The organism is Bacillus sp. FJAT-14266 (assembly GCF_001719225.1).
Classification (GTDB): domain Bacteria; phylum Bacillota; class Bacilli; order Bacillales; family Bacillaceae; genus Bacillus; species Bacillus subtilis.
Map to the genome: position 1 here is coordinate 544565 of NZ_CP017072.1, position 12472 is coordinate 557036.

The 12472-nt window shown below is 45.2% G+C and carries 13 protein-coding genes and 1 pseudogene; 5 read left to right on the forward strand and 9 right to left on the reverse strand.

What is annotated here, in order from left to right; genetic code table 11:
• Window positions 1-32 precede the first annotated feature (32 nt).
• From BGM23_RS22365 to BGM23_RS02905, 3 genes and pseudogenes are all read left to right on the forward strand, one after another.
• Complete coding sequence (locus tag BGM23_RS22365) at window positions 33-233, forward strand: hypothetical protein (RefSeq protein WP_029726081.1); 201 nt, start codon at window positions 33-35, stop codon at window positions 231-233.
• The gene (locus BGM23_RS02900) at window positions 230-1585 is read left to right on the forward strand and encodes a YncE family protein (RefSeq protein WP_046664001.1); all 1356 of its coding nucleotides are present in this window, start codon (window positions 230-232) and stop codon (window positions 1583-1585) included. The genes BGM23_RS22365 and BGM23_RS02900 overlap by 4 nt, the downstream gene beginning before the upstream one ends.
• A 38-nt stretch (window positions 1586-1623) precedes the next feature.
• Window positions 1624-2997, forward strand: a pseudogene (locus BGM23_RS02905) (YncE family protein).
• A gap of 5 nt (window positions 2998-3002) precedes the next feature.
• Here the strand turns inward: BGM23_RS02905 and albG are convergent.
• Genes albG through sboA form a run of 9 tightly spaced genes read right to left on the reverse strand, consistent with a single transcriptional unit; the run spans window position 3003 to window position 9940 of the window.
• A complete protein-coding gene (albG, locus tag BGM23_RS02910) occupies window positions 3003-3704 on the reverse strand; it encodes an antilisterial bacteriocin subtilosin biosynthesis protein AlbG (protein ID WP_003227556.1) in 702 nt (233 codons plus the stop codon).
• Window positions 3701-4981, reverse strand: coding sequence for a M16 family metallopeptidase (locus tag BGM23_RS02915; protein WP_046664000.1), 1281 nt, complete (start codon window positions 4979-4981; stop codon window positions 3701-3703). Before BGM23_RS02915 ends, albG begins: the two co-directional genes overlap by 4 nt.
• 4 nt (window positions 4982-4985) lie before the next feature.
• Window positions 4986-6146: an antilisterial bacteriocin subtilosin biosynthesis protein AlbE gene (gene albE, locus BGM23_RS02920; protein ID WP_082359941.1), complete on the reverse strand. Its 1161-nt coding sequence runs from the start codon at window positions 6144-6146 to the stop codon at window positions 4986-4988.
• Window positions 6136-7446 carry an antilisterial bacteriocin subtilosin biosynthesis protein AlbD gene (gene albD, locus BGM23_RS02925; RefSeq protein ID WP_029726077.1) on the reverse strand — a complete coding sequence of 437 codons (1311 nt, stop codon included), beginning with the start codon at window positions 7444-7446 and terminating at the stop codon, window positions 6136-6138. The genes albE and albD overlap by 11 nt, the downstream gene beginning before the upstream one ends.
• Window positions 7439-8158 (reverse strand): ABC transporter ATP-binding protein, encoded by a 720-nt coding sequence (locus BGM23_RS02930; protein WP_003227564.1) that lies wholly within the window; start codon window positions 8156-8158, stop codon window positions 7439-7441. The genes albD and BGM23_RS02930 overlap by 8 nt, the downstream gene beginning before the upstream one ends.
• Entirely contained in the window at window positions 8155-8316 is a 162-nt protein-coding gene (gene albB, locus BGM23_RS02935; RefSeq protein WP_003222006.1) for an antilisterial bacteriocin subtilosin biosynthesis protein AlbB, read from the reverse strand. The genes BGM23_RS02930 and albB overlap by 4 nt, the downstream gene beginning before the upstream one ends.
• 12 nt (window positions 8317-8328) lie before the next feature.
• Complete coding sequence (albA, locus tag BGM23_RS02940) at window positions 8329-9675, reverse strand: subtilosin maturase AlbA (RefSeq protein WP_024573031.1); 1347 nt, start codon at window positions 9673-9675, stop codon at window positions 8329-8331.
• A gap of 24 nt (window positions 9676-9699) precedes the next feature.
• Entirely contained in the window at window positions 9700-9852 is a 153-nt protein-coding gene (sboX, locus tag BGM23_RS21230; RefSeq protein WP_010886632.1) for a bacteriocin-like protein SboX, read from the reverse strand.
• The gene (gene sboA, locus BGM23_RS02945) at window positions 9809-9940 is read right to left on the reverse strand and encodes a subtilosin A (RefSeq protein ID WP_003222002.1); all 132 of its coding nucleotides are present in this window, start codon (window positions 9938-9940) and stop codon (window positions 9809-9811) included. Before sboA ends, sboX begins: the two co-directional genes overlap by 44 nt.
• 312 nt (window positions 9941-10252) lie before the next feature.
• On the opposite strand from sboA, the gene BGM23_RS02950 reads away from it, so the two are divergent.
• Window positions 10253-10681, forward strand: coding sequence for a YwiB family protein (locus BGM23_RS02950; protein WP_003243604.1), 429 nt, complete (start codon window positions 10253-10255; stop codon window positions 10679-10681).
• Window positions 10678-12348 carry an arginine--tRNA ligase gene (argS, locus tag BGM23_RS02955; protein ID WP_029726075.1) on the forward strand — a complete coding sequence of 557 codons (1671 nt, stop codon included), beginning with the start codon at window positions 10678-10680 and terminating at the stop codon, window positions 12346-12348. Before BGM23_RS02950 ends, argS begins: the two co-directional genes overlap by 4 nt.
• The last annotated feature ends 124 nt before the right edge of the window (window positions 12349-12472 follow it).

A 12472-nucleotide genomic window follows, 5' to 3' on the forward strand; every position in this document is an offset into this window, starting at 1 on the left:
GTTTGTAAATCCCTCCCTTCATAATTCTATATATGTCATATTTTATCATCAACATTCTTGTGAGAAGCGCAAAAAAACCGCAATTTTTTCTTTCGTTACACCGCATGTTTGGAGATATATTTTCAAAAAGAAGCGTTTACCCTCAGCAATTTGTACAAGCAAACACGTTACCCTTCCATATTCTGTTATATCTGCGTGAGCAGTGTATGTCTGAAAAGGAAGTGAAGGAATGAGAAAAAACAAGCTTTCCTTTAAAGAAAAAGCAGGAGCAGAACAAGAAGAGTGCTTATGTTTTTGTGAGGGAGAAGCAAGCCGAGAAGCCATGTTTCAAGCACCGATTGAATTACCTGAAGGGTTTGTCGTTGATCCGGCTGAAGCTGTTGCAAACGTGACGTGGAATGCAGACAGCCTTTCTTGTGTCAGTGACCGTTGCTTAATTCAAACGGGGCCTGAGCCTGATGAGGTCGGTGTTCAATTTGCAGTGCGCCTGCAGGGAACCGTTACGCTACTCGTCAGTGTCTCACCTGTCCGAAATCAATATGGACAAGGGGACGGGGCTGTTTCCGTCATTCACAATGCAGAAATCGATCAAGTCGTCTATTATTCCGATGAATCGGATGATTGCCCGGATATCAGTGACATCACGATTGAGAACCTTGTTGTTGTTCCGCCGTTTTACGGCAGTCCTTTATCGGTGACGGGGACAATTGTGCTTGTACCGGAGCCGGAACCCGTCTACGCGTTTACAGCGAATCCAAATGATCAATCAGTTTCTGTGATTGATACAAACACCGATACTGTTGTGACAACGATTGCTCTTCCGTACAATCCGGCAGGTATTGAAATTACGCCAGATAAAAGCGCTGTGTTTGTCTTACATCCCAACAATAATGTGATTTCTGTCATCGATTATGACACATTAACAGTGACAGCAACTATATTGCTGGATCAGCCGCCTCGATTGATTAGTTTTATCCCTAATCATGAGTTTGCTTATGTTTTCACCGGTACTGTGGTTTATGTGATTGGAATTGATACGTTAACTGTGGATAGGTCGATTCCTGTGGAAGGATATGATGTTGCAATCGATCCCAATGGGTTATTCGCCTATGTTCTTAATTTTGGGTTAGTGCAAAAAGTGGACTTATCTACCGGTGAAGTCTTAGGAACGATTGAACGAGAGCTTATCGTATCATCCATAGAAACAGATTCTACGGAGCGGTATGCGTATGTATTAGAACAAGAATTCTTATTCAATTATTTGACGGTTATTGATTTAAATACGTTTACGATCAGGGATACCCAAGAGCTGGAGCCTGACGGGCTATATGTAATGTTTACGAGTGGATCAGAGGTGTATTTACATGACAGCTTCACTGGCAATTTATATTCTGTCAGTCCGAATGGAGCAGGTGTAATTGGAAATCTTCCGCAATCAGCAACAGACTATGCGTTTACCCCGAATGGCGATTTTCTGTATGCAACTCGTTTTATAGAGCAGAGCATCATTGTTTACAACACAGATGATTATTCTGAGGAAACTGTGATATCTCTTGGGGTTTCACCGGGTGCCATTACGATTTAACCGCTGCATGTTGTGCATTTCTAAAAGGACGTGAAATCATGAAAAAGAATGATCTTTCTGCTTTACAGGAAAATTGTTTCTGTTTTTGTGATGAGGAAATTAGCCGGGAAGCGCCGTTTCAAGTGCCGATAGATTTCCCTGAGGGCTTCAAGGTTGATACGGCCTAAGCGTCAGCGGCTGTTACATGGAGTACAGACAATTTGTCCTGTATCAGTGAGCCTTGCTTAATCCAGACTGGGCCGGAACCAGAAGATATCGGTGTTCGATATGCTGTGAGAGTACAAGGGACCATTACGCTTCTTGTCAGTGTGTCGCCTGTACGAAATCAATATGGACAAGGCAATGGGGCGGTTTCTGTGATTCATACCGAAGAGATTGATCAAGTTGTTTATTATGCAGCACAGTCTGGCCGCTGTCCTGATTTCAGTCAAATAACAGTGGAAGATCTGCTCATTGTACCGTTCTACGGCAGTCCGCTTACGGTGACCGGGACACTTGTTTTACCGCCATCACCAGACCCTCAATCATATGTGTTTACTGCCAATACTGGAGACAGCACGGTTTCGGTCATTGATGCAGATTTAAACACTGTTGTAAAAACAATCCCGTTTTCTGCTGTGCCAACTAATCTAGGCGTTACTTTCGATAAAGCATTCACGTATATCCTCCATGGAAATACCAACCTTGTTTCAGTGATTGATAATAAAACATTAACTATCATAAATACCATTACTGTTGGAGGAGGGCCGAGAAAAATCGAATTTGATCCAACAGATGAGTTCGCATACGTGATGGCCGCCGGATCTATATATGTGATTAACACGGCCTCTCAATCGGTCATTGATGTCATTCCGATACCCGGCGCTTTAGACTTTGCTCTTGATCCGAATGGACAGTATGTCTATACCGCTAATGGAAGCAGTTGGTCGGTTGATAAATATGATGTAAATACTGGGCAGTTGGTAGAAAGTATCATAGATACATTTGAATTTCCCAGTTTAATTGCAACTCCTTACGCTGGAAATTTTGCGTACGTATTGAATGGTGAGCTGTGGCCGAAAGGTGTAACGGAGATTAGTTTGTCACCATTAAGCAGGGGAGGGGACTTCAGCCGTTTATTTGAAACGCTGAGGACGATTGTATTTTCTCTCGATAGTACTAGAGCTTATTTTCTAGAGCCATATAGTGAACCGTTTCTCATTAATAACTTATATGTAGTTAATACGGCCAGACAGAGGATCATTGCAAACGTGTCTCTCCCCGGCGCTTTTGACCTCGCCGTAACGCCGGACAAACAGTATATTTATGCGGCACAGCCCAACGACAATGCTGTGACCGTGTACTGCACAAGTGATTATACAGCCGTGACGGTGATTCCGGTTGGCGCGGGTCCGTCTGCGATTGCGATGTAGCTATTTTATAGATCAAGAGAAGCGGTGCTGCGATAAGAGAATCGTTTATAAATAAATGATCCGATTTGCTGAATGGCAGCCAGGATAATCAGAAACAGCAGTTCACTTATAGAGAAACTGAGCATCCACCAAATCCCGGCTGCTGCCAGCACTCCCGCAAACACTTTTCTGAACAGGCTGCCGTGCCGGAAAAGCTGCCGCAAATACGTTCGCATGCAAAACAATAAATACAGGATCAGTAGCATCGCAAGTCCCATTGAAAAGGCAGGGGGCGTGTGAAGGCGGAAAGGGACGGCTTTAACGATTTCGAACATGCAGCCGAATATGAAGACTTGGCACAACACGGCAGCCATCACGTATGTTTGGCGGACGTTTTTATAGCTGTCACGCAGCGATTTGACGTCTTCTGCATATCGGCTGCACAAGTTGTGTTGCTGAAAGTCACAGCAGCTTTGATGAGACTGTGTGAGTTTCTGAAAAGCTGCTGTCATGTTTTTCACGGATTGGGTGACATAATGAAGATAGAGAAAAGCAGGCAGCATCAGGAGGGCAGCGGTACAAGCCAGCAGCCCGAGCCGCACAGCGTCATTGTTGATCATCTGTACATATTGGGCGGCGGCTTCGGCCACGACCTGAACCCAGCCGAAGGAATAAGCCGCCATACCTATAAGCAGCAATAAAAGGGTAAAGACAGTGTTTTTTATCATTGTCTGATCGCCTCTTTCTGAGAAACATGAATGATCGCTTTGTTAGAAGATGCCATTGCATCAATGAGAGACAAGAAAACCTGCGCATCCATATCTTGAATGATGTGGTACATGTCAAGAAACGAGCAATCGCACCTGTCACACTCGGCTGCCCACTCGAAGCATTTACGCACATAATCGCTGTCATAAATGATCGCGTCTGTCAAAGAGTCCTTGCCGTATTGAAGCCAGGCGGCAACCTGTTCTTTCTTCTGTGTGACATAGTATGAAGCCACATCGATATAAGCTGAAGAATGGGTCCCTTGACTGTGAAGGATCAAGAAACCGCCATCCTCATAGATATAAGTCTCGGCTGACAAACGATCGATTTCCAGGCGGTACGTTTGCTGAATCTCTTGAAAAAACGGTGAATCTAATTGAAATAGAATACGAGCCGCGATATCCCAATAAAGCTTTATCGCCAACAGATCGTTTTGCCCGGGAAGTGCGCCGATCTGTAATCCGGTCCATGTATCTTCCATCCGCTCCTCATCACCCAGCACCATTTTTTGTGAGAGGGCTGGAGGGCATGCCGGGATGATTTTTCTTTCAGCATGATAATCCGGACGTTTTTCCAGCTGGAGGTGAGGAGGCAAAAGCGTTTCTGTATTTTCTGAGCCCCCAATCAAAAACAGCGTCATCCGATGGGCTTGGTAGGCAGCCTTATAGGCTTTTTGTAAATCACTGATGTCCAGCGCCTCAATATCTTCGATTCTGCCTGCGGGGAAAACGGCAGCTGGTGAGGAGGGAGAAAGCATGCTGATCAGCTGATAATGATATGAGAGCTGATGGTTAAGGTGTGCTGTTTGAATTTCGCTTGTAATCACAGCTTTTTCCTGAGCGACAATCTTCTTGTCAAATGAGTGGTTCCATAAAGCATCAAGCAGGATGGGGATCGTTTGTCTGAGCCGATCCGGTAATGAGGTAAACATGAAATTGGTATCGGTGTAGGTAGTGAATGCGTTTAAAAGCGCGCCATGCGCAAAAAAATCACTGTACAGATTGCGGCCGTTGTGCCAGAAGAGAAGATGCTCTAAAAAATGCGCTGTGCCATACGGAAGCAGTGTATCACCGGATTCTGCCCGTATACATACATCCCGGCTTCCAAAATCGATTTTTACATTGCACAGCCGCAGGTGGGCGTGGGGGAATTTCAATCTGAATATTTTTAGTCCGCTGTCTGTGTATCTGATATCGGTTCGTTCATCCAGCTGTTGAAAAAAGGCTTTCTTTTCCATCTCTTCATCCCCTTACTACATGAGCTCCGATATAATTGATGGTCGCTATGAATTGCAATACATCGCGGCATGTAACCGCTGAGATGCCATCCAGCAAGGCTTCTTTCGTGCAGGAGAAGCGGCGCAGGACCCCCATATAGGCCAATAGACCTTCGGGAGAATCGAATTGCAGCAGCAATTCATTGCGTAAAAACTGCTTTGCCTGTTCTATTTCCCGCTCATCTGTATGAAAAGCTGCGACAGCTTCCAAAACGCGCGGGGGAATGTCTTTCTCATGAAGCTGATCTGTACATATTGAAACAAGCAGCAAATTGTTCATGACATCGTAACGGGTGATAACGTGATAGACTGCCAGATCCTTCTCTCTGAAGTGCTTGAATAAAGCGGAATGGCCGTACTTTCCCAGTAATCCGTCTATTAGCTGTATTTTGATATAATCGCTGGCATCTTTCATCTCTCCGCAGTCAAATCCGAGTGTCAAGACGGAAGGACCTGCAGCGCTGCGTGTCTCTGTTTCAAACACATGCCGGTTTACGGGTATTCTTCCGGACGTTATAGCGGACGTTTGCGGGGCATGTCCCCGAACATCACATGCATGTACTTGTCCCAATATGTTCAGCTGTTTTTGCTGGGACACTAAATCAACGATAAAGTCCGTTGCGTCGAGAAACCGTTTAGGATGAATCGCCTTTATCCTGTCTCTCCGGCCAAACATGCCTGTGCCGTACATCGGGTTTCCGAAGACCTCCTCAGCCAAGCGCGCCGCCGAGTAGGAGAAAGGATCAGTGAATTTCTTTTCGATTCTCAGCAGCAGCTCATTCCTGGCCTTTTCAACTGCTTCGAATGAAAGAGAAGAAGGGAAAGACAAGTCTGCAAAAGTTTTCAGCAGGGCGTCAACATGAAGATTCCCGTTATATAATGGGTGAATCAAACGGGTCCCGCAGGTTTTCAGCTGCTGATCAAAAAAGAGATTCGCTGAGTACATGAAACGGCTGCCGGCAGCACAACCGAAAGCGTCAATGATTTGCTCCTTCAGGTATGCGGCGGCGCCGTAAAAATAAATCGTTTCTTCCTCAGGTTCCGCCGCGCTTTCGATTGGTTTCAGAAAGCTCGCGGCGATTGAAATAGTTGAAAATTGATGAGTCTTCAGCAGGTTAACTTCCAAGCCGTTCTCTTTTGCTTGTATCAAAGAAACCACCATCCTGTTTTTGCAGGTAATAGACTATGACCAGACCGGCTAACGGAATGACCGCCAAGGATACAGCGGTGCCGGCTAATGTGGCTAAGAATAGGGGAAGACAAAACAGATAAGACCGATATTTTGAGAAACCGCTCCATAGCTGCTGCTCCGTCTGCCAGCTGAAGGAGGGCCTTTTTTCATCCGCAGTTAACCTGATAAAAGCTCCCGCCAGCAGCAACTCAATGCACTGCAAAAAAGTGAGAACTGAAATCGGACGGCCGCTGATGAAACCCACAATCATCACGACAAGGAGAAATCCGCCTGCCAATAGGCCTGAATAAAAGCGATATTTCGCCCAAAACATCGTTTTCCGCTTGATCGGAAGCGTGATAAGCAGCATCCGGTCATTTTTTTCAATCGAATACAAAAGGGCGATCGGCGAGCAGATGAGCAAAAGCGCGGAAATCACGATATAAACCACTTGCTGATTGAAGATGCCGGTGTTCATCATCTGGAACGAAAAGAAGCCGCTGAACGCCGCCATGACCGCGTAATTTAACAGCATCGCTTTAGAAGAGATAAATCGGTTCCATTCTCTTTTGTAAAACGAAAATTCAGATCGCCGCATAAATGAATGCATCTTGCTCTGCTGCGGAGGCGCCTGCAGAAAGACAGGAAAGTCAATGATCACCGCCCACAGCATATGCACCGCGCAAAGCGGAAGCGTGGCGGCCGGCATCAAAGCGGCGCTGATACATACACAGGCGAATATCGCCGCATGCAGCAGAAACATCAAGTTCTTCTTTTTGACGAAGTGGTTGCTTAGCACAACTCCGAAAATAATGGAGTAAACGGTAAAAAACGAAAACCTGCCGAGCCAAAACAATGTTTGCGCCCCTGACAGCGTTCCGTTTCCAAATAAGAACAGCGGTAAAATAAAAAAGAATAAAGTTCTTCTCAAACAGGTATCGACAAACAAAACGACACTCTGGGCGAGCCAAAAGCTCCGTGAAGAAATCGGCAGCAGGCAGCTCAGTTTCATATAAGATTCCTTCCATTGAGATGTCACAGAAAGAAACACCATATATGCGTTCATTAAGAGAAGCGCGAGTATGATATACGTTTTGCGCAACACCGATTCATCAATGCCGGCCTGGCGGATCAGCCCGATTTCAAACACGGCCAGAATGACAAGGCCTGCGGCAATGCGGATGGCGTCCTTTTTCCCTTGCCGGCTGTAAAGCTGTTTGAACAGCAAAGACATGATGGGGATTATGTTATTCATGGCCGATCACCTCGAAAAATTCCCGCCGCAGATCGGTCTCCTCTCCAATCGGAATGACCTTTTGGATCTGTTTGTTGTGAAGAATAGCCGCGTAATCACAAAATCTTTGCACGACATCGAGCAGATGAGAAGAAAACAAAATGGTCCCGCCTGCTTCACAGTACTCGCGCATTTTCTGATAAAAGACCTCTATCGATTCCACATCCAAACCGACGAGCGGCTCATCCAAAATAAACAGGGGAGCGCGCAGCAATAAGCCTGTCATCAATACAACCTTTTGCCTGTTCCCCAAGGACAGCTCTGAAATTCTCCTGTTGATGTATTTCGAAAAATGAAAGGCCTCGGCCAAACTGGCAAACTGCTGCTCTGAAAAATCCTTTTGATAAAGCGAATGGACGAAAGACACATAGTCCTTCGCCGTAATTTCTGTAAATAGCAGCGGATAATCGGCGGCGAAGTAACGGTGAGTCTTCAGCTGATCTGATGTTTTCTGCGGCATGCCGGCCTCCGCTTCAATTCCACACAGTGTAAAGCGCCCGCTGAAATTGCGGTTCACGCCTGTCAGCGTATTAATCAGTGTCGTTTTTCCGGCGCCGTTTACCCCAAGCAACCCGTAAACGGCGCCTTTTTCTAAATGTAAATCTACTTGTTCTAAGATGACGTTGTCCCGTTCATACCAAACGGATACATCGTGTATATCCAAAATGCTCATCGCGAGTCAGCCTTCCGCGCGCGCATCCCGAACAGAATGGCAATGGCAATGAAAATCAGCGTAAACAGATAATCGCTTTTGACAAAATAGACGACTGCGCCGATGACAAAGATAAATGAAAGGATATACAGTAAAATTCTTCTTTGTGCTGGTGACAAATCGTTTCCCTCCTAAATAAGCTGGACCACGTCTTCTAATTGTTCATTTTTCGCCCAAGAGCAAATGTTTTTCCGGTGATATTTGTTAGAGTTCAGCCCTTTTAAGTAACAGCCTCCGCAATAGCCGCTGAACGGGCATTTGTCTTTCATGCAATGTTCGCTGAACCGCGGCGCCTGCGCTTGCCACAGTTTATGGACGAGAGGGGAGTTAAAGATGCTTTCATAGGAATCATGAAAAATATTTCCCAATGAAAATTCCTTTGGAAAGAGGGCGCAAGGACGTACTTCGCCGAACGGGCTGATCACAATGGACTTCCAGCCAGCGCCGCAATTTGCCGCGCGTTTTCTCTCATAAGGAATAATCGGAATCAGATCTTTAAACTCATCAATCACATTTTGCTCGTATTCCATAAACTTGCGGTGCTGCTCGGCGTCTTTCGTTGGATGGACAATATCCCTGCCTCTTCCGAAATCGTCAACCCAATTGTAAGAAAACGCCTTCGCCCCGAGATCCCGAACCTTTTGGGCCATATCGTGGATTTCCCACATGTTTTTTTCGAAGACAGACATGGCGACTCTGACAAATATACCGTGGTCACTCAACAATTTTATCGTTTTACAAGTTTGGGCAAAAGAGCCTTTTCTCCCTCTAAAGGAGTCATGGACCTCGGAATTGACACTATCAAGAGAAATGCCGACGATGATTTTTTGCTTGTAAGTCTTCAAAAGCTCCAGGCTCTCTTTTCGCATGAGTGTTCCGTTTGTTAAGACAGCGACTTTTTTGAACTTTTTACACACATAGTCAAGAATCTCATTGGCGTTTGGATGGACAAAAATTTCCCCGCCTGTGATTTCGCATGTCAATACACCGTTATCAAACAGCATATCAGCCGTTTTTTTGAATTGCTCAATCGACACGGTGCCGAGCGCTTCAGGTGAGCTTTCCAAATAACAGTGGGCGCATTTCAAATTACAGCGGTGCGTCAGTTCAAAGGTGGCGTGCAGGGGCATCGGAAATTCATTGCTTCCGCTCGTGGTGATTGTATGGCGGCTGGCCCGGTTTCCAAGCTGGATCACCTGCTTGTTCTGGAGCATGTTGAGCATGTCGTAATACCAATCTTTATGGTCTTCCGGTGATTCATCATACACTGCACATTGCTCAGCTAAAATCTGCTCAGCTGTTTTTTGGCCATCCATGCGCATGCAGAGCTCGTAAGCCGTTTTGTTGAGATCCAAATACTCAAAGTCAGAAATGGAGACATTATCGCGCAAGTAGTCGATTTCTAACACGCCACCCTCAGGAAGCTGGTGAACCCTTACACTTTCATTAATAAATGGAAACATCTGCTCTATAAACAAAATACCATCCCCTATACATATGATTCAAATGAAAAACGGTTGTGTATGTATATCCAAGAGGTAGATTTTAGTTAAAAATTGTAATTTACTTAAAAAGGGCATAGTAGAATGACTATGCCCTTTTGGGAGATCCTTACCCCCATAGACCGAATAGACCTGTTGCACCGGCAATTTCAAAATCAGGGATAGGACCGTCCACTAGACAAGCGGCTCCGATCGAGCATGTTGCACAACCTTTGTTTTCTACAATGACAGCTTTTTTCATAATTGAATCCTCCCTTTTTTTGTTTTTCTAGCAGATCTATGTTGTACTTTTATCTTAAAACTATCAAATTACTAATTCAATACATATATTTTGAAAAAAATGTGAAAAGGAAATGATAGATTTCGGAAAAATGTAACATTTCCTAAAGGTAATTAGTGATATGATTTTCTCTTCTATATAAGGAAATGCTTTTTATGAGGTTTATCTTCAAATCTGATGAGCAATGATGGTAAGATAGAAGCAGTTGAAGTTTACAAACCGAATGATTATACTATTCAAGTCAAAGTGGAATGATGAAAAGGACGTGTCAGAATGAAGCAAGAGACACCGATAACACTCCATGTGAAGTCTGTGATCGAGGATGACGGAAACCAAGAAGTCATCGAATTCCGCACCACCGGATTTTACTATGTAAAACAAAATAAAGTGTATCTATCTTATTATGAAGAACACGACTTAGGCAAAGTCAAAACGATTGTGAAAGTAAGCGAAGGCGAAGTCCTGGTCATGAGGTCAGGCGCTGTCAAAATGAATCAGCGTTTCGTAACGGGAGCTTCCACAATTGCTAAATATAAAATGTCATTTGGTGAGCTTGAGCTGAAAACAAGCACAAAATCGATTCAATCTGATCTCGATGAAGAAAAAGGCCGTATCAGCATCGCATATGACATGCATGTCGGAGACGAGCAGGAGCATTTACATAATATGACGATCACGTATGAGGGAGGAACTCACGCATGAACATTGCGGAACAAATGAAGGACGTGCTGAAAGAAGAAATCAAAGCGGCCGTTCTGAAAGCGGGACTGGCTGAAGAAAGCCAGATTCCCAATGTTGTTTTAGAAACACCGAAAGATAAAACACACGGCGACTACTCAACGAATATGGCGATGCAGTTGGCAAGAGTGGCAAAAAAAGCGCCGCGTCAAATCGCTGAAGAGATTGTCGCTCATTTTGATAAAGGAAAGGCTTCGATTGAAAAACTGGATATCGCCGGCCCGGGTTTTATCAATTTCTATATGAACAATCAATATTTAACAAAGCTGATTCCGTCTGTACTGGAAGCAGGGGAAGCATACGGGGAAACGAACATCGGAAACGGTGAACGAGTTCAGGTAGAATTCGTATCAGCGAATCCGACGGGAGACCTTCACCTCGGGCATGCGCGCGGGGCGGCTGTCGGCGATTCCTTGTGCAACGTGCTTTCAAAAGCGGGTTACGATGTAAGCCGCGAATACTACATTAACGATGCGGGAAACCAAATCAACAATCTGGCGCTTTCTGTTGAAGTCCGTTACTTTGAAGCACTCGGATTGGAAAAACCGATGCCGGAGGATGGCTACCGCGGTGAGGATATCATTGCGATCGGAAAGCGTCTCGCTGAGGAATACGGTGATCGTTTCGTTAACGAAGAGGAAAGTGAACGCCTCGCGTTTTTCCGTGAATACGGCCTGAAATACGAGCTGGAAAAGCTTCGCAAGGACTTGGAAAACTTCCGTGTGCCGTTTGATGTGTGGTATTCAGAAACTTCACTGTACCAAAATGGAAAAATCGACAAGGCGCTTGAAGCGCTCCGCGAAAAAGGCCATGTCTATGAAGAAGACGGCGCGACTTGGTTCCGTTCCACGACTTTCGGCGATGATAAAGACCGCGTATTGATCAAGAAGGACGGCACGTACACGTACCTTCTTCCTGATATCGCGTATCATAAGGACAAGCTTGACCGCGGCTTTGATAAGCTGATCAACGTTTGGGGCGCCGATCACCACGGCTACATCCCGCGTATGAAAGCGGCAATCGAAGCGCTGGGCTATGAAAAAGGAACGCTTGAAGTAGAAATCATTCAGCTCGTTCACCTTTACAAAAACGGCGAGAAAATGAAAATGAGCAAACGGACCGGTAAAGCCGTAACGATGCGTGACCTGATTGAAGAAGTCGGCTTGGATGCCGTGCGTTACTTCTTTGCAATGCGAAGTGCAGACACCCATATGGATTTTGACTTAGATCTTGCTGTATCAACATCTAACGAAAACCCTGTGTATTATGCACAATACGCGCATGCCCGTATTTGCAGCATGCTTCGCCAAGGGGAAGAGCAGGGACTTAAACCGGCGGCAGATCTTGATTTCAGCCATATTCAATCAGAAAAAGAATATGATCTGCTGAAAACGATCGGCGGCTTCCCAGAGGCAGTGGCGGAAGCAGCAGAAAAACGAATTCCGCACCGTGTCACAAACTATATTTATGATCTGGCTTCTGCTCTGCACAGCTTCTACAACGCAGAGAAAGTCATCGACCCTGAAAATAAAGAGAAAAGCCGCGCGCGCCTGGCTTTAATGAAGGCAACGCAAATTACGCTGAACAATGCGCTTCAGCTGATCGGCGTATCGGCTCCGGAAAAAATGTAATCACGATCAAAAGGACAAAGTCTTCGGGCTTTGTCCTTTTTTTATGAGAAAAACGTGTGATGTAATTCACAATCCTGTTTGGCGAGTTTTTGTATGATAAGACTGATTATTGAATCATTGAAAG